This is a genomic window from Loktanella agnita, assembly GCF_046640325.1.
Lineage (GTDB): Bacteria > Pseudomonadota > Alphaproteobacteria > Rhodobacterales > Rhodobacteraceae > Yoonia > Yoonia agnita.
Genome location: NZ_JBJMBF010000001.1, coordinates 161,516 through 179,565, shown reverse-complemented (window position 1 = coordinate 179,565; position 18,050 = coordinate 161,516). Strand labels below are relative to the sequence as shown.

The following is an 18,050-nucleotide window of genomic DNA, read 5'->3' as shown; positions in this document are numbered from 1 at the left end:
GAAAAAGACTTCCCCGATGTTTTGGGGAAGCCAGTTGCTTGGGAATGTCTCGAAGGGATCAGTGAATAATCTCTTCTTCCTTGACGAACATGTTCGCCCAGGCCCGATCGATCAGCTCGGGAGACATTTGGTACGGGATACCCTCGAACTCGCAAATGGAAATCATCTGGTCGATCAAAAAGATCGGCTGGTAGTTCGCATAAACATTGTCGATTTCAGGATAGCGCACGTTCAGCAAATGTACGAGCGTATCTTCATCCAGTGGCATCTTGCGCTTGCGGGCCACCATGGCGAAGATTTTCAGGTAGTCTTCCTGATGTGGGCCGTCGATCTTGATCTTGAAGAAAATACGGCGCAGCGCCGCTTTATCGAAGATCGCGTTGGGGTGGAAGTTGGTTGAGAAGATGACCAGCGTGTCAAACGGGACCTCAAACTTTTCGCCCGATTGCAGGGCAAGAATATCCTTGCTTTCTTCCAGCGGAACGATCCAGCGGTTGACCAGTGTCTGCGGCGGTTCGGCCTGACGGCCAAGGTCGTCCACGATGAAGATGCCGCCGGTGGATTTCAGCTGTAGCGGGGCCTGATAGGTCCGCGCTGTGGGGTTGTAGACGAGGTCCAGCATAGAGAGCGACAATTCACCACCGGTGATCACTGTAGGCCGTTCACAGCGCACATAGCGCGTGTCGAAACGGCCGGATGTACGTCGCAGGCTATTTGGATCGTCGACGTCATCCTCTGCCGCGCTATGCACGATCGGGTCGTAGACGGTAATCACCTGACCAGAATATTCGATGGCGCGCGGCACATAGATCTTGTCACCCAGCGCGTCCCGAATGCCGTTTGAGATCGACGATTTCCCGTTGCCTGGCGGGCCATACATCAGGATGGAGCGGCCGGCGCTGACAGCTGGGCCGAGGTTGCTGAGCAGATCGTCGGGCAGCACAAGGTGGCCCATGGCGGTGGTCAGCTGATCGCGCGTGATCTGGATGTTCCGGATCGACTGGCGCTGGATCTGTTCGCGGTAGATATCCAGCGGCACCGGCATCGCACCGTAATATTCCGACTGCGCCAATGCGTCGAGCGCGCGCGCGCGCCCTGCTTCGGTCAGTTGGTAGCCCATTTCATTGCCGCTGTTGGCGTTTAGCGTACCGGTTGCCTCTAGCAGGCGCTGTCCGCGTGCCATGTCGACCAGTTCTTGGGTCACCGGAATGGGCAGGCAGATGGCGCGGCTGAGGCCGGACACCATATCAAGGTTCATGCGGAACATGGTCTTGATCAGAATGTCGCGCATCATGGCCATCGGCAGCAGCATCGCCTCAAGGCTACGCGGTGCCGGAGGGGCCAATACGCCAGAGCTTTGCATGTTCATCGTTGTCCCACCTGTCGCAAAAGAAAAAGATCGCTTTGAAGCGATGTTACCATATAGGATTACAGCCCATTATGGCGAAATAGTGAACAAAGATGTTCCTGTCCAAGGCATCTGAGGCGCGGGTCAGCGGTATATCGCCACGATCAGGAGATAGAACAGCAACGACATGCTGAGCGGGAAGCCCATCGGGAATTTCTTGCCGGTTTCCCAGCTTTCCCAATCCGGCACCATCCGGCGTAGCGGGCTGATCCGGGCCAGTCGATGTGTCGCATAGGCGGCCAGAAGACAGGCACACAGCAATACGATGATCAGGCGCAGATCCTCATAGGCGACCATGGGGGCCGCGGCGGCCATGAACTTCGCGTCGCCAGCCCCAATAAGCCTTACGGCGTTCATCAGGATGCCTGCGGCCAGCACCACGATAAAATGACTCCAATGCCAGAGGTAGTCGACGAAGGGGAGGGCGATGAGCCCGATGATTGCATAGTAGATCAGCAGCGCATCATTCGCGATATTAGGGATTTTCATCCGCCGCATATCGCTGAATGATACGAAGATCGCGATGGGTATGACTGCCGGCAAAAACCAATATGCAGCCCATGCCGTCAGTCCCATATCGTCAGTTCGCCACGTTGTTTTCCAGCGCTTCGAGCGCGCGTACGGCGGCTTCGAAATACTGTGGATGCGTTTCGATAGCGTCCGCAAGCAGCGATTTACCCATCGTGACGTCGTTTTGTTTGATGGCCGCAAGCGCCATGGTGTGCAGCAGTTGCGCCCGTTCAATCTGGGACATTTTAATCACAGGCAGCGTGTAGTTGCGTTGTGCACCACGGGCCAGAACAAGGTTGTTCTTGGCGGTGAACATATCGTCATCATAGCGTAGCGCATCAGAGAACATGCGTTCTGCGTCGGCATAGTCGCCGCGGGTCAGCTTTGAATATCCCCAGTTGTTGTAGACCGATCCGGGTGTTGTGGTCAGCGAGACCGCAGTGTCATAAAAACTGTCGGCTTTTTCCCATTGCTGACGGCTGTCTGCGACCATCGCCTCAAGCCGGTAACGCTTGAAGGTTTCGTAGGTTGGCGGGATCGTGTTCAGCATATTCGCCGCATCATCCCAACGGTTATTGCGGACATAAGCACCGGCCAGTTCGACCCGATCCATGTTTTCCACGTCGTCATGCGCCACGACGGTTTCCCAGATGGTGACTGCCTCGGCCGCGCGTCTGGCGCGGATCAGCGATTTACCCAGCCCGCGTTGCAGGTCGATCCGCCCCGGATCATTGGCATTGGCGCGGGCGAAATATTCAACCGCCTCATTGGGGTCACCCACGGTAAGCATCACGTCATTGAGATTGCTTTCGTCGACGACGTTAAGATCCTTGAGTGCACGTTCTACGTCGGCCTCGGGGTCTTTTGCACATGCGGACAGGGTAATGACCGCCGCACAAAGCGTCAAAGAGATATGGTGGCGCATGTTTCTGCGTCCTTTTGCTGCTCTACCTTACAAGTCCGACTGAAGGGCAAAATCGCCTGCGCCCCGCCGGATCAGATTATAGTTCTGATTTTCTTCTACCGTATTATTATCGAAGTTTGCCAAATTTGCGAGCGCTAAGCGCAAGTTATCGCGAATTTCGTCGGAATTTCCGTTATCTGCGGCATATGCGCGTCGGAAAACCTCGACCGCTTCGCCCATTTGACCCCGTTCCATGAGTACAACGCCCAGATTGTTCCAGGCCGGGGGAAAAGTTGGGTCTTCATCGACGGCTTGGCGTAGCCAGCGTTCGGCCTGGTTCAGGCGTCCCAAATTGAGGTTCGCAGAGCCGATGGCCGACAATGTGTCGACATTCATGCCTTGCTGGACCGCTGCGCGCTGATAGGCCTTGAGAGCCAGTTCGTATTCGCCAGCATCCATCAGCCGGTGCCCGACGACCAACCCGTCGACCTGGCTCGGCCCGGAGGCGGGTGGGGCGAAAACACCGTCCGGCGAACGATCAAGGCCGCCTGTAGAACAGGCGGCCAATGTTACTGAAAGAAGGCCTGCGCTAAGTGCCCGTCTCTGTCGCATTACGTGCCGAGGTTTTTCACGATGGCATAGATCGACGGGCCAATCAAAATGGCCATCAGCGGCGGCACCGTCAACAACATTGTCGCAAGTGTCATCTTTGTCGGGAGCTTGTTGGCGGCCTCTTCGGCGCGCATCACGCGTTTGTCGCGCATTTCGGACGAATAAACCCGAAGCGCGTCAGCAATCGACGTCCCGAATTGCTGGGATTGGATCAGAACGGTTACAAAGCTGGTGATATCTTGCACGCCGCAACGTTCAGACATGTCCTTAAGAACCGTGGTCTTATCCTTACCGGCTTTTACCTCTTGGCTGACAATATCATATTCCTCTGCGATTTCAGGAAAGCCTGATTTCAGCTCTTTCGAGACCCGCACGATGGATTGGTCGAGCGATTGCCCGGCTTCCACACAGACGAGCATCAGGTCGAGACTGTCGGGGAACCCATTGGTGATGGCTTGCTGACGCGCTTGCTGACGCCGTGCGACCCAGTATTTGGGAAGCATATAGCCAATACCACCTGGTACGAGGATGGTCATCATCAGTTCCTGCGATCCAACGTCGCCTTGGGACATCTTGACCATGGCATAGATGCCGCCGAGAAAAAGCCCGAAGATACCCAGCGCGAATTGCAGAAAGTGGTAGATACGGACAGTGTTCTTGCCACGATAGCCAGCCTGCATCAGCTTTTGCTTGATCGCGGAATACTCTTCTTCGTTCTGCGGTTCGAGGAAGTTCGAATATTTTTCGAGCTTGTCCTTGCTTGTCGCACTCCGCAGCCGGTCGCCCTTGCCGCCCTTTTTGTCGTTCTGGCGTGCACTGGCCTTAAGCTTGTCGAGCGGATCGACTTCGCGCTTCAGCAATACTGGCAGCGTGAGCAGAATAAGCAGAAAGCCTAGAAGACCAACGATAATGAAGGCGCCAAACGGTCCCAGCATATCGGTGACCATGGTTTGCAGATTTTCCATGCGAATCTCCTCAGACTTTGATGTTAACGAGCGCGCGCATGACGATCAGGTTTAGCACGAGGAAGATCGAGATGACGAAACAGGCTGGAATGAAGTACGAACTTTCCATGACCTCATCGAAATAGTCCGGCTTGACAAGCGTGATCAAGATCAGTGCAAGGATCGGGAAAGCCGATAGCAACTTGCCTGACCATTTCGCTTCTGCCGTGATCGCGGCCACCCGGCGGAAAAGCCGGAAGCGCGCCCGGATCACCTTGGCCAGACCGTCAAGAATTTCCGCGAGGTTACCACCAGATGTCTGCTGAATGGTCACAGCGACCGCTAGGAAACGCATATCTTGGCTGTCGAGACGTTCGGCCATGGCTTTCAGTGTCTCGCCCATATCGCGGCCATATGCGGCCTCATCCGAGATCATCCCCATTTCAGTGCCGAGCGGATCGGCTACCTCTTTGGCGACGATTGAAACCGCATTGGAGAAAGGGTGACCGACACGCAGCGAGCGCACCATTAGTTCCACTGCTTCGGGCAGCTGTTCGTCCAGCATCGCCATCCGTTTGGTCGCTTTGTTGTTGATCCAGACATAGACGCCACCCACACCCATCAGGATTGCAACCAGCAGACGAACCGCAAAGCCGACTTGGGTCAGCATCGTCAGCATGATGAATGCTGCAAAGCTGACGACAGCCATCACGAGTATGATTTGCGGCGGCGTGAAAGCGATATTTGCCTTCTGCGCCTTCGTCGCAAGGATCGAATAGATCGGGATGCTTTGCGACTTCATGTGCTGCGTCATTTCCTTGCGCAGCTGGTCGAGCACTTGTTCGCGGTTGCCGCCCTTGTCGAGCATATCAAGGCGGCGGTTGACCTTGCCGTCCATGCTGATCGACTTGCCGAAAATGACGAGATACGCCCCTTGGACAAGCGCCAGAACGGCAATAAAGATCAAAATGTAGATGATTGGTTCTGCAGAAATCATGCGTGTTACTCCGCGACCATCGGTTCAAAGATTGCAGGCGGCAGATCGTAGCCCCACAGCTTGAAGCGTTCAGAGAAGTGGCTGCGCACGCCCGTTGCGGTGAAGTGCCCGATAATTTTGTTGTCTGGCGTCAGGCCAACACGCTGGTAGCGAAAGATTTCCTGCATGGAAATAACGTCACCTTCCATCCCGGTAATCTCGGTGATCGAGACCATTCGACGCGAACCATCTTGCAAGCGCGAAGCTTGCACGATCAAGTTAACAGCCGATGAAATCTGGCTGCGCATCGCTTTGATGGGCATTTCGATCCCGGCCATGGCGATCATGTTTTCCAGACGCGATACACCATCACGGGCCGAGTTGGCGTGGATCGTGGTCATTGATCCATCGTGACCCGTGTTCATGGCCTGCAACATGTCGATAACTTCTTCGCCCCTGGTTTCCCCCACAATGATCCGGTCAGGACGCATCCGCAGGGCGTTTTTCAGACAATCGCGCTGGCTGACGCCACCCTTGCCTTCAACGTTTGGTGGGCGGCTTTCCATCCGGCCCACATGGGTCTGTTGCAGCTGAAGTTCCGCCGTATCCTCGATCGTTAGAATACGTTCGGCATCGTCGATAAAGCCTGACAATGCGTTCAGTGTGGTCGTTTTACCAGAACCCGTACCGCCTGACACGATCACGTTCAGACGGGTCGAGACGGCGGCCTGAAGGTAGGCGGCCATTTCTTCGGTGAAGGCGCCAAATTTAACCAGCTCTTCGATGCCGAGCTTGTCCTTTTTGAACTTACGAATGGAGACGAGCGACCCATCCACCGCGATGGGCGGAACCATTGCGTTGAAACGTGAACCGTCAGCAAGACGGGCGTCAACATAGGGGTTGCTTTCGTCGACCCGTCGGCCGACCGCGGACACGATCTTATCGATGATCCGCAGCAGGTGCCGTTCATCCTTGAAGGTGATGTCGGTCAGTTGCAGCTTACCGTCACGTTCTACGAAAATCTGTTGTGGGCCGTTTACCAAGATATCGTTGACGGTTTCGTCTTTCAGCAAGGTCTCTAGCGGACCAAGGCCCGTCACCTCGAAGAACAGATCCTGGCTGAGCGTCTGACGTTCATCGCGGTTCAGCACGATTCCCATTTCTTCGAGGGATTCGTTGGCAATCGCGTTGATTTCCTGACGCAGTTCCTGTTCCGTCGCGGTTTCAAGCGCGGCAAGGTTCAGATTGTCGAGAAGCGATTTGTGCAGTTCCAGTTTGATTTCGCCCAGACGCTGCTTGCGCCGCTTTTCCTTGTCTCCGGAACCGGCCTCTGCCGCGCGTTTGGGCGGCATCGCTTTCATCAGTTGTTGGCGCGACGGGTCAGGCTTGGCCGCAGCAACTGGCGCAACATTTATCTTGCCTGCCGCAGGCTTGGAAGCCCCGCTTCCCGGCGCGTCTTTTGGCGCGTTGGGTTTCTTGTATTTCGAAAACATCTGATTGCCTCTTAAGCTCTGCGGTCTACTACGTCGGCCTGGTTGACTTCATGCACTGACGTCGCAAGTTTCAAAATTTCCTTACGCAACGGGTTCTTAGGAATCCCCTCCGCCATGGGGGAACCATGGTCTGCACTTTGCATCACAGGCTTGCCGCCATCAGGCAAAAGAACCTCAATCGCGATCCCAAGGCTTTCCGAGAGGCGTTTGACCCGGCTTTTCCCATTGAGATCGGTAAAGCCGGGCGCACGGTTCAGCACGAAGCGGATTTTTTCGAAGGGCAGATCCTCTGACTGCAGCGCGCGTTTGATCCGCAGCGTGTTCTGAGCAGAGCGCATGTCCAGTTCGATCATTGCGAAATAGACGTGGGCCATCTCGAGAACCGTCTGGGACCACTCCACCATTGTGGACGGCATATCGACAATCACATAATCGAAATTGACGCGGGCCATTTCAATCACGCGTTCGATATCTTCGGGCGTGATCATGTCTAGCGGGATCATATCCGTGGGCGAGGTCAGTACGAAAAGCTTTTCGCCAAACGTCAGCAGGGCCTGCATGAAGGCCTCGCTGTCCATGTTTTCGGTGTCGGTCAGCATTTCAAGCACGGCTTCACGGCGCGGCAGATCGAGATAGGTTGATGCGGTTCCGAACTGGAAATCGAGATCAAGTAGACAGACTTTGGGAGCGTCGTCCTTTTGGATATTCGCCAGTTCCCAGGCCAGATTGACTGCCATCATTGTAGCGCCTGTGCCGCCTGCCAGTCCATGGACCGGGATCACGACGCCGGAGCGGTCGCCCGTTGGTTTGAATTTCTTCGTTCCATCGGTCGCGACTGTCGGCTCTTCGGCGGTCAGTACCCGCTCAATCGCGCGGGCGAGTTCATTTTCCGGAAGAGGGTAGGGGACGAATTCATCGCCGCCTTCGCGCAGCAACTGGTGCAATACTGTTGGGCTGACATCCTCTGCGATCAGGATGACTTTAATTTTCGCAGCTTTGGCTGTGCTGATGATTTCAGAGACTTTGGTAAGGTCATCTTCATCATTCGCGTCCATCGCGATAGTAACAAATTGCAGGCTGCGTGCCTCTGGCTGGCTCAGAAACGCAGCTGCGTCGTCAAAGCTCAGGTCACCCCATGAATCACCGAGCGCGGCCTCCATATCCTCGATCAGTAGATCAAAAATCTGAACATCGCGGCTGATTGTGCAAGCGACAATCGGTGGTGGGTCGTGTTGAACGACCGGGCTGGTGCTCATGGTCAATCGTCCTCATCAGTTTGTGGCATGTTCATTTATGATCCGTTTGACGGTGAGGGCCAAGGGATCAAATGAGCACGCCAGCCGCCCGAAGGCGGCAGATCGAATATTAGGTCAACTATCGGGGGTAATAATGTCCAGATTTGGACAAAAAGATCGTAATTGTGCGGTTTAATGCGACGATCTTGGGAATCTCGTAAGAGTGTTGACGCCGCACTGTATGTGCGGCGTCAACAATAGGCAGAATTTAGCCGCCTGCGCCGGTGGCGATTGCCGTTTCTTGCACACCTTGCGGCGGAATGGCGCTTGCCACGTAGTCACGGAAGATAATTTGCGCGTATTTTCCGTTCAAAAGCATCGGATCGCTTTCAACGAATCCGGAGACTTCTGTGACTGTCCGCCGGTTACGGCGTTCAGGGTTTGGTGTTTCCACGACGGGGCGTGTTTCACCAAAGGAAGCGACTGCTTCCAGACGGCTACGGTCGATTCCCTGAGATGTCAGGAATGCCACGACGGTCTGTGCACGGCGCAGACCCAGCGACCGGTTGTAGGCATTGCCGCCTACAAGGTCAGTGTGCCCATAGACCCGGAAGTGGACCTCTGGAAACTGACGGATCCAGTCCGCCTGGCGTAGCAGGATAGCCCGGGCATCCGCATCCAACTGCGTCGAGTTGAAAGCAAAGTTCACGGTGGAGTTCACGTCTGACGCAAAACGACGCGCCAGATTGATCGTATAGTCCTGCTGCCCAGTCTGAACCAACAAGTTGTTCATGGTGGCGTTGCCAAAGTCACCACTGTCGAGCTGTGCACCCGCTTCGTTATAGAAGTTCGAATTCGGGTCCGTATTGGCGCACCCTGCGAGTGCGATTGCGGCAACTGCCGTTGTCATCAGGTATTTCATTGACATGCACTCCAATCATTCATCCAGGACATAGCCGTAGGACCCGCTAAAGTCCTGGCGTGCCACTTCGCCTGCACCACCACGTGTGGGTGCATCATTCCTAGCCACACGGCCAAAGAGGAACAGGTCCTGCTCGGTCGGGGGGCGTACTCGGTCAGTCGGCAGCGCATAGGCCTGCCCACGTGTCGGGCTTACCAGATGCGGTGTGATGATGATGACCAGTTCGGTTTGGTTCCGACGATATTCCGAGCTGCGGAACAGGGCACCCAAGATAGGCACGTCGCCGATCCATGGCACCTGACCATTCAGGTCAGTGAAATCATCCTGTAGCAGGCCGGCAATGGCGAAGCTTTCACCATCGCGCATTTCCACCGTAGTCGATGTTTCCCGACGGCTGAAGGCATCAATGGCAAACCCACCAAGCTGAACACCATTGGATGGGTCGATGGATGAGACCGCAGCCACAAGCTCCAGATTGATGACGTCACCGTCGACAACACGGGGAATGAAGTTCAGCTCAATACCGAATGGTTTATATTCGACGCTGACTGCACCGTCATCCTGACTGACCGGAACGGGGTATTCTCCGCCGGCAAGGAAGGTTGCTTGCTGACCGCTGAGTGCTGTCAGATTGGGTTCTGCCAACGAGCGCACAACGCCTTTTGACTCAAGAGCCTCAATCAGGACTTCGACGCCCAAATTGCCTGCGCCAAACCCAAAGCTGAATGCCCCGGTGCTATCATTGCTTGACGTAAGCAAATTCGGCACAGCACGGAAGCCATCGGATTCATTCTCACCCGCAGGAAGAGAGCCAACACCACCAGAGCCTGTGCCGCCGATGATATTGGTCGCATTTGTGCGGCCATTCAGGGCTATCGAAGACGAAAGCGCCTTGCTGACTGTGCGTTGCATCTCTGCAAAACGTACTTTCAGCATGACTTGCTGTGTGCCGCCAACTGTCATCAGGTTGGACACCCGATCAGGTGCATAGCGGTTCGCCAGATCAAGCGCCCGGTCAAGCCTTGCGATCGAGCTGACTGTGCCCGACAGCACAATGCCATCATTCGCAGTGCGGACTTCGATGTTTTCGCCGGGCAGAATTTGCGTTAGACGCTCTTTGAATTCTGCCATATCCGGGGAAACATGTACGTCGACATTGGTGATCAGACGGCCATCTGTCCCCAGAAGGGTCAGCGTGGTCCGGCCTGGTTCTTTCCCAAGCACGTAAATTGTCCGGTCAGACAAGGAAGAAATGTCTGCGATGCCGGGATTGGCAATGGATAGTTCAGTAAAAGGAACATCGCTTTCCACAACAACGGCCCGATTCATCGGGACGTTAAGAGCACTGGATGCCGCGCCGCGCAGAACGCGCAACGTTTCGGCCGGTGCCATGGTTGGTGCTGCCGCAGAAAGCGACAGCGTCAAGCCGGTAAGTGCGGCTTTGATAAATCTATCATACTTCATAAGTGACCTGCCTCTCCGATCACGCCTCGTTTACGGGTCTTAAGTGCCCATGATTTTCTGACCATGCGGTAGTTCCGCATTTATTGCAATAATCAATAGGTTGGCAGGTGAAACGAATGTGGATAACGCGCAACACTTTACTTCCAGCGTAACAATGAAAAAGGCGCCCTGAAGATCGGGGCGCCTCTTAAGTCTACTCCAAATGTAGCTTTTTCAGTAGTCGGTGCATGCGGTCTCGATCTGCACGCGCTCGGTTCCACGCCGCTCTGTGCGGTAGCAGACCTGCGCTTCGGGCTCTGGCTCAGGTGCCTGCTCTACGACAACGTCCTCCTCGCCTGTAATGGCGGATGTGTCGACTGTAATCGCCTCTGCGGTGCTGACATCTCCACTGCCGACGAGGGACAGCGTAAGGCTACCGCTGTTATCCGCTTGCGTGAGAAGAGCGACTTCTTCCGGCGTGACCTGCACCACGACATTCTGAGCGTTGCCACGGGCGTCGTCGCCTGTAACGGCAATAATTTCCAGACCAGATTTCAACAGGTTTGTAACCTCGCGACCGTTGCGCAGGCGTCCGGTCCAATAGATGTCGATTCGATCATTCGGCCGTAGCGCACCGAAACCCGACGCAACCCGCCCCGAAATTGGAAAGGCGCGCATCCCTGGGTCTACCAGAGCGGTCAACCCACGGCTTGCGCCGGGTTCGGTCACTTTCGACATCAGGATAGGCTCGTTGATCTGCATGGGAAGGGTCACAACACGGGGAATCTCTGGACCAGCCGAAAATAACTGTTCTTCGGTCTGGAATGTTCCTTCTGGAAGATATTCTCGCGCATATTGTATGATCTTGACATCCTCAGGTGTCAGCACGTCACCATATGTGAGTACGCGGTTTGGCGCATATACATCGACAGTGACGATCGCGCTCGCGGATCTCTGACGCTCTCTCTCAAGAGCCACTGACTGACTGTCAAAATATCCTTTCACCATATACACGGCGAAACCGGCCAGACCCATCCCTACCAAGAGCACCAATCCAAAAACTGCGCGCATTATTTTACCTCGTTTTGTCCGTTTCGTGAGAATGGGTCACGTTCTTCGGCGTGACACGACCCACAGCAAAAATCTAGTCCTGCTCAGCCTGTATTGACTTGCTCGTAGCGGGCAAGACGACAGTGAGTATCTCGGCCTCGTTTGTGGCTGTTCACTTGTAAACCATAGACCAGAAGTACCAATGGTCTATTACCTTCGTTAGGTATGCGTCTATCACTTTAGACACGATTTCAGTTGTGTGGGGCTAACTTCGGCGATTTGATGCTCAACCATACACCAGATGATGGCGGAACGGCACTCGTCGCCTGATTTTCGTTGTTTTAACAACGCTAAATTGCCACGCAGCAAGCGAGGCATCTGGTGCGCTATCGCAAAGTTCGAAGCATTTTCGGCGATGTCTACTGTACTTTTTGATCATCAATCGCCTTGGCGATTTCATCAGATTTAGCCACGGTTTCGTCGTTGAAAGTGCCAACAACGGCAAAGCCCATCAAAACTGTGGCAGCGACCAAGACAGCGAAGTCCGTCGTAACTGCACCGCTTTCAGATGTGCGAAATCTGCGCAGATATTGGTGTGTATAGTGTAGCACTGTAGGCTTCCTTTTGTCGTAAACACTTAGACGTCAGCAGATTAACAAATGTTAAATTCCAACGCTGTTAGGCTTAAAAAAAGCGCGGCACTGTTGTGCCGCGCTTTTTATATTTACGACACTGCACGGTTTGCAGTGATGTGCAGTATGTGCTTAGTTTGTTGGTGGTGCAACGTTCTGAGCGTTGACGTTGTCAGCGATGGCACCACCCAGGTTTTGTGCGGCACCGCTGATAGCAGTACCAACAGCCAGACCCATCAGAACGATGGCAGCAGTCAGAACCACGAAGTCAACAGTCACGGCACCGTCTTCGTCGTTGCGGAAGTTTTTGATAAAGTTAAGCATGTTAGTCCCTCCTCAGGGTATTGCTAGGGTTCATTCTCTTCCTCGCCGGGCTTTGCGATGATCGCTTCCCGTCTTGGATGAGCTTATATAGCCTTGGGAATGGGGCGGGAGTTTGACGCGTTTGGCGTTTTTTCTGACGGCCCCAAATTTTTTACCAAAAAATCGTTAAGATATTGTTTTGTAGGTTATTTTTTACCATAATTTCCTTAATGCCACCGGTTGAGCGTTGCTTAAAAGTCCGCAATCGGTGCAAATAATCGCAATTGTTCGCCCTAAACTGGCGTTTTGGCGGGAATATGCCATGCTGAGTCTAACAAAAAGTCGAGCGGGACAGAAAAATGAGTCGTCAGATCATAGGGTTGGCCCTAATCACCATGATTGCCGTCACAACGCCGGTGATGGCAGAGGTTGAACGGTTGCAGCCGGACTTCACTTTCAGGCGCGTTGGCCTGCCTTCGACGACCTCTGGTCGTATCAATGTACAGGTTGATCCGAACGCCCCACGGCTGGGTCCGGTTTACGCCGACCCCGAGAAGGCTATTCCCGCTGCGGCGCAGGTCCCATCGCTGCCGGTAAACCCCGAAATTGACTGGTTCTGGGAAAAAGTATCTGCCAGCCTTTTTGACGCGAGCCCGGCCCGGCTGGAACTGGCGATGAACCAGATTAATAACCCACCAGGGGGCAGGGGTGTTAGTGCGCCGCGGTTGCAGCGCTTGCAGGACCTCGCGGCCTTGCACGGCGCACAGATCCTGCGCGAGACGGTTGGAACGAATGTATCCCCCGCGCTGGTCCTTGCCGTGATTTCAGTTGAAAGCGCGGGGCATGCCGACGCTGTCAGCTCTGCGGGTGCGACCGGGCTGATGCAGCTTATGCCCGCGACGGCAGCCCGTTTCGGCGTCGTGGACAGGACGGACCCGGCTGACAACATCAAGGGCGGTGTTGCCTATCTTTCGTGGCTGCTTGGACATTTTGGCAATGATCCAGTCCTTGTTTTGGCCGGATATAATGCGGGCGAGGGAAATGTGGCCCGCCACGAAGGGGTGCCGCCATTCGCGGAAACACGTGCCTATGTGCCCAAGGTACTTGCTGCATGGCAGGTGGCGAAGGGGCTGTGCCAGACGCCGCCCGAGCTGATCACGGATGGCTGTGTATTCCATGTGGGCGGGATTTAGGCCGCGAACAGTCTCGCCATTCTAAAGCATTTCGATTTTTACTTGAATCACAATTCGCTGCCTCTTCCTATCGGTCGAACGCGATTTGTGATGCCTGGTACCTCAAGTTGAAATCGAAACGCTGTAAGTGATGGCGTTGTTCGGCGATATGAGCGGTCAGTTTTCTTTCACCCGCCCCGTGCGGATGAAAGAGTGGTTTTCGCGGGCGTAGCCCACAAGTTCGCTGGCAAGGTCAGATAATCGTTGCCTCGGTCGCGGCGCGCAGCTCGTCCTCTGTCACGCCATCAGCGCATTCGACGATTTTCAATCCGCCCTTGACTACATCCAACACGCCCAGATTGGTGATGATCCGGTCCACGACACCTGCACCCGTGAGCGGCAGTGTACATTCCTTGAGCAGCTTACTTGCGCCGGCTTTGTTCTGGTGATCCATGACCACGATCACGCGGCCCACACCTGCGACGAGGTCCATGGCCCCGCCCATGCCTTTGACCAGCTTGCCCGGGATCATCCAGTTCGCGAGATCACCGTTTTCAGCCACCTCCATCGCGCCCAGAATCGCCGCGGCAATCTTGCCTCCACGGATCATCCCAAAGGACGTGGCGCTATCGAAATAGGATGTCCGGTTCAGCTCTGTGATGGTTTGCTTGCCTGCATTGATCAGGTCCGGGTCTTCGGCACCCTCGAAAGGAAAGGGGCCCATGCCCAGCATGCCGTTTTCGGATTGCAGGGTGATATCCTTTTCGCCGACATAGTTGGCCACCAGCGTCGGGATGCCGATGCCAAGGTTCACATACCAGCCGTCTTGCAGTTCTTCCGCCGCGCGCGCGGCCATCTGATTACGATCCCAAGGCATTATGCGTCCTCCCGCTTGCGGGTTGTGCGTTGTTCGATCCGCTTTTCATGGTCACCCTGAATGATCCGGTGCACATAGATGCCGGGCAGGTGGATGTGATCGGGGTCAAGGCTGCCGGTAGGTACGATCTCTTCCACTTCAACCACACAGGTCTTGCCGCACATAGCGGCGGGTGGATTGAAGTTGCGGGCGGTCTTGCGGAAAACCAAGTTACCGGTCTCATCCGCTTTCCAGGCCTTCACGATGGCGAGGTCCGCAAAGATGCCGCGCTCCATGATATATGTCTGACCGTCGAAATCTTTGTGTTCCTTGCCCTCGGCAATCACCGTGCCAACGCCGGTCTTGGTATAGAAGCCGGGAATGCCGCAGCCACCGGCGCGCATACGTTCGGCCAATGTGCCCTGGGGGTTGAACTCCAGCTCCAGCTCACCGCTCAGATACTGGCGCATGAATTCGGCGTTTTCGCCGACGTAAGAGCTAATCATCTTTTTGACTTGCCGCGTTTGCAACAGAATTCCGATACCGAAATCATCGACACCGGCATTGTTGGACGCAAAGGTCAGGTCCTTGGTCCCTGCCTCTTTGATCGCCTGTAATAGCAGTTCCGGAATGCCGCATAGGCCAAAGCCCCCCGCCGCAATGAACATACCGTCGCGCAAAAGACCATCTAGTGCGGATGCGGCGTCGGGATAAATTTTCTGCATGTGCTCCCCCCTTGTGAAAACGCCTGCAAAACCTGTGGGGCTTTGCAGGCGATGTCAAGTTGCGGCAGTGCAGCATTACCCCTGAATCAGAAAAATCCGAACAGCGCGAGTAGGATGATCAGACCGAGGGGCACGCCGAGAAGCCAAAGGATGATAGGCATGTCAATTCTCCATTGTTACTGAAGAATGAAGTCGCGATCACATCAAAAGGTTCTCGCTTCAGCTTTTCGAAGCTTTCTTCTTCGCAGGTGCTTTGGCCGCTGTCTTCTTTTTGGCTGCAGGTTTTTTAGCCGGGGCTTTCTTCTTCGTGACTTTCTTCCCGGATTTCGCCGCGCGGGCATCGATCAGGTCGATCGCCTGTGCGAGGGTCAGTTCGTCCGTTTCAATTGTGTCGGGGATCGTTGCGTTGATCTTTTCCCATTTGACGTAGGGTCCATATTTTCCGTCATATATATTGACGGGGCCGCCCGCCTCTGGGTGGTCGCCGAGTTCGCGGATCGGCGTCGCCGCCTTGCCGCGTGACCCGCGCGAGGCGACCTTTTCGGCCAGCAACTGCACCGCACGGTTCATCCCGACTTCCCAGACATCTTCGACGGTTTCGAGATTCGCGTTGGTGCCGCCTTTGAAAGATGTGCTTTCGGCATGCTTAAGGTAGGGACCGTAGCGCCCCAGATTGGCCCAGACATTCACCCCGTCTTCGGGGTGCGTCCCGAGCAACCGGGGCAGTTCCAGCAGTTTCAGTGCCTCTGGCAGACCGATTTCTTCCGGTTGCCAACCTTCGGGCACACCGGTGCGCGGGGGCTTTTTGTTATCTTCGGTCACAGCACCGCGCTGCACGTAAGGGCCAAATCGACCTTTGAAAACACGGATTTCGTCGTCCTGATCAGTGCCAAGCAGCTTGCCTTCGGGGGGGATCGCGCTGGCTTCGGCTTCCGGATCGGGTGGACCGAATGGGCGAGTATAGCGGCATTCGGGATAATTCGAACAGCCGATGAATGCCCCGCCGGACCGCGCGGTGCGCATTGACAGGCGGCCCGCGCCGCAATTGGGGCACAGGCGTGGGTCGCCGCCATCCTCTAACGGTGGGAAAAGATGTGGTTCAAGCACTTCGTTAATCTTTTCCAGCACCTCTGTGATGCGCAGATCGGCAGTTTCAGCAATCGCTGCGGAAAAATCGCGCCAGAATTGCCCCAGCACCTTTTTATAGTTGGCGTCGCCTGCGCTGACCTCATCCAGCTGGTTTTCCAGATCGGCGGTGAAATCATAGCCCACATATTTGCGGAAGTAGTTTTCAAGAAACGCCGTCACCAGCCGCCCCTTATCCTGCGGAATCAGGCGATTCTTGTCTTTTTCCACATAGCCGCGATCCTGAATTGTCGTCACGATGGACGCATAGGTTGATGGGCGGCCAATGCCGAGCTCTTCCATCCGTTTGACGAGCGTCGCCTCGGTATAACGCGGCGGGGGCTGGGTGAAGTGCTGTTCGGGATCGACGGACTTCTTGTCGGTTGTATCGCCTTCGGTGAGTTGTGGCAGGCGCTTGTCGTCATCATCAATGACGCTGTCATCCTTGCCTTCTTCATAGACCGCGATGAAACCTTCAAACAGCATGACCTGACCATTAGCGCGCAGGATGACCTGTTCGTCTTTGCTGGCGATATCGACCACGGTACGTTCAAGCCGCGCCGCTGCCATTTGGCTGGCCATGGTGCGCTTATAGATCAGATCATAAAGTTTGCGCTGATCCGCATCGGCGATTTTCGCGTCTTCTGTACTGACGGACATTTCTGTCGGGCGGATACATTCGTGCGCTTCCTGCGCGTTCTTCGCCTTGTTTTTATAGATGCGCGGCTGGTCGGGCAGATATTCGGCGCCGAATTTGGTCTTTATCGCATCACGGGCGCTGGTCACGGCTTCTGGGGCCATGTCGATCCCATCGGTCCGCATATAGGTGATCAACCCTGCCTCATACAGACGCTGTGCGACACTCATCGTTTGCCGCGCGCCCATGCCGAACTTGCGGCTGGCTTCCTGCTGCAAGGTCGAGGTCATGAAAGGCGGCGAGGGGTTGCGGGTGGCAGGCTTCGCCTCAACCGATTTGACGATCAGATCGCGAGAGTTGATCGCCTGAACGGCCATTTCGGCCTGCGTCGCATTGGCCAGATCGAATTTGTCGAGCTTCTTGCCCGCAAGAGTGGTCAGCCGTGCTTCGAATGTTTGGCCGCGCGGTGTCTGAAGCAGCGCCTTAACTGTCCAATATTCCTGATTACGGAACGCTTCGATCTCCATCTCGCGTTCGACGATCAGTCGCAGACAGACGGATTGCACGCGGCCCGCTGATTTCGCGCCGGGCAATTTGCGCCAGAGCACCGGGGACAGGTTGAAACCCACCAGATAGTCCAGCGCGCGCCGCGCCAGATAAGCATCGACCAATGGCTGGTCGACCTGGCGTGGGTTTTTCATCGCTTCGGTCACGGCCGATTTGGTGATGGCGTTGAACACAACCCGACTGACGGGGGTGTCTTTCTTGATCGCCTTGCGGGCGGTCAGGGCCTCGGTCAGGTGCCAGCTGATCGCTTCGCCTTCGCGGTCGGGGTCGGTGGCGAGAATCAGTGCAGGGTCGTCTTTCAGCGCGTCAATAATCGCCTTGAGATGCTTTTTACTGTCGCTTGCGACCTCCCATTTCATGGCGAAATCATCGTCAGGCAGCACGGATCCGTCCTTGGGCGGCAGATCACGCACATGCCCATATGACGCCAGAACCGTATAGTCCTGACCCAGATAACCGTTTATTTTCTTTGCCTTGGCTGGGGATTCGACGACGACAACAGGCATGAGAATCCTTGATATGTGAGTGGGTTATTA

17 protein-coding genes are annotated in these 18,050 nt (G+C 55.3%); 1 reads left to right on the top strand and 16 read right to left on the bottom strand.

The genetic code is table 11. The annotated features are described in order from the left end of the window. Nucleotides 1-58: 58 nt before the first annotated feature. From ACJ5NV_RS00945 to ACJ5NV_RS00885, 13 genes are all read right to left on the bottom strand, one after another. Complete coding sequence (locus tag ACJ5NV_RS00945) at nucleotides 59-1,369, bottom strand: ATPase (RefSeq protein WP_411641583.1); 1,311 nt, start codon at nucleotides 1,367-1,369, stop codon at nucleotides 59-61. Nucleotides 1,370-1,492: 123 nt separating this feature from the next. Next, nucleotides 1,493-1,984, bottom strand: a complete 492-nt coding sequence (locus tag ACJ5NV_RS00940) for a prepilin peptidase (RefSeq protein ID WP_411641581.1) — start codon at nucleotides 1,982-1,984, stop codon at nucleotides 1,493-1,495. Nucleotides 1,985-1,988: 4 nt separating this feature from the next. Beyond that, nucleotides 1,989-2,843: a tetratricopeptide repeat protein gene (locus ACJ5NV_RS00935; protein WP_411641579.1), complete on the bottom strand. Its 855-nt coding sequence runs from the start codon at nucleotides 2,841-2,843 to the stop codon at nucleotides 1,989-1,991. A 27-nt stretch (nucleotides 2,844-2,870) separates the two neighbouring features. Then, nucleotides 2,871-3,434 (bottom strand): tetratricopeptide repeat protein, encoded by a 564-nt coding sequence (locus ACJ5NV_RS00930; RefSeq protein WP_411641577.1) that lies wholly within the window; start codon nucleotides 3,432-3,434, stop codon nucleotides 2,871-2,873. Further along, the gene (locus ACJ5NV_RS00925; RefSeq protein ID WP_411641575.1) at nucleotides 3,434-4,399 is read right to left on the bottom strand and encodes a type II secretion system F family protein; all 966 of its coding nucleotides are present in this window, start codon (nucleotides 4,397-4,399) and stop codon (nucleotides 3,434-3,436) included. The genes ACJ5NV_RS00930 and ACJ5NV_RS00925 overlap by 1 nt, the downstream gene beginning before the upstream one ends. Before the next feature lie 10 nt (nucleotides 4,400-4,409). Beyond that, entirely contained in the window at nucleotides 4,410-5,375 is a 966-nt protein-coding gene (locus ACJ5NV_RS00920) for a type II secretion system F family protein (RefSeq protein WP_411641573.1), read from the bottom strand. Nucleotides 5,376-5,380: 5 nt separating this feature from the next. Then, entirely contained in the window at nucleotides 5,381-6,847 is a 1,467-nt protein-coding gene (locus tag ACJ5NV_RS00915; protein WP_411641571.1) for a CpaF family protein, read from the bottom strand. Nucleotides 6,848-6,858: 11 nt separating this feature from the next. Further along, complete coding sequence (locus ACJ5NV_RS00910; RefSeq protein WP_411641569.1) at nucleotides 6,859-8,103, bottom strand: AAA family ATPase; 1,245 nt, start codon at nucleotides 8,101-8,103, stop codon at nucleotides 6,859-6,861. Between the two features lie 247 nt (nucleotides 8,104-8,350). Beyond that, complete coding sequence (locus ACJ5NV_RS00905) at nucleotides 8,351-9,004, bottom strand: OmpA family protein (protein WP_411641939.1); 654 nt, start codon at nucleotides 9,002-9,004, stop codon at nucleotides 8,351-8,353. Between the two features lie 15 nt (nucleotides 9,005-9,019). Further along, complete coding sequence (locus tag ACJ5NV_RS00900) at nucleotides 9,020-10,468, bottom strand: type II and III secretion system protein family protein (RefSeq protein ID WP_411641567.1); 1,449 nt, start codon at nucleotides 10,466-10,468, stop codon at nucleotides 9,020-9,022. A gap of 213 nt (nucleotides 10,469-10,681) precedes the next feature. Further along, nucleotides 10,682-11,518 carry a Flp pilus assembly protein CpaB gene (cpaB, locus tag ACJ5NV_RS00895; RefSeq protein ID WP_411641565.1) on the bottom strand — a complete coding sequence of 279 codons (837 nt, stop codon included), beginning with the start codon at nucleotides 11,516-11,518 and terminating at the stop codon, nucleotides 10,682-10,684. A gap of 398 nt (nucleotides 11,519-11,916) precedes the next feature. Next, nucleotides 11,917-12,108: a hypothetical protein gene (locus ACJ5NV_RS00890; RefSeq protein ID WP_411641564.1), complete on the bottom strand. Its 192-nt coding sequence runs from the start codon at nucleotides 12,106-12,108 to the stop codon at nucleotides 11,917-11,919. Nucleotides 12,109-12,261: 153 nt separating this feature from the next. Further along, complete coding sequence (locus ACJ5NV_RS00885; protein WP_411641562.1) at nucleotides 12,262-12,453, bottom strand: Flp family type IVb pilin; 192 nt, start codon at nucleotides 12,451-12,453, stop codon at nucleotides 12,262-12,264. A gap of 338 nt (nucleotides 12,454-12,791) precedes the next feature. Between ACJ5NV_RS00885 and ACJ5NV_RS00880 the strand changes: the two genes are divergently transcribed. Continuing rightward, a complete protein-coding gene (locus ACJ5NV_RS00880) occupies nucleotides 12,792-13,625 on the top strand; it encodes a lytic transglycosylase domain-containing protein (RefSeq protein ID WP_411641560.1) in 834 nt (277 codons plus the stop codon). A 232-nt stretch (nucleotides 13,626-13,857) separates the two neighbouring features. On the opposite strand, the gene ACJ5NV_RS00875 is transcribed toward ACJ5NV_RS00880, so the two are convergent. From ACJ5NV_RS00875 to topA, 3 genes are all read right to left on the bottom strand, one after another. Next, nucleotides 13,858-14,481: a CoA transferase subunit B gene (locus ACJ5NV_RS00875; RefSeq protein ID WP_411641558.1), complete on the bottom strand. Its 624-nt coding sequence runs from the start codon at nucleotides 14,479-14,481 to the stop codon at nucleotides 13,858-13,860. Beyond that, a complete protein-coding gene (locus ACJ5NV_RS00870) occupies nucleotides 14,481-15,185 on the bottom strand; it encodes a CoA transferase subunit A (RefSeq protein WP_411641557.1) in 705 nt (234 codons plus the stop codon). Before ACJ5NV_RS00870 ends, ACJ5NV_RS00875 begins: the two co-directional genes overlap by 1 nt. A gap of 219 nt (nucleotides 15,186-15,404) precedes the next feature. Beyond that, the gene (gene topA, locus ACJ5NV_RS00865; RefSeq protein ID WP_411641555.1) at nucleotides 15,405-18,020 is read right to left on the bottom strand and encodes a type I DNA topoisomerase; all 2,616 of its coding nucleotides are present in this window, start codon (nucleotides 18,018-18,020) and stop codon (nucleotides 15,405-15,407) included. Nucleotides 18,021-18,050: the final 30 nt, after the last annotated feature.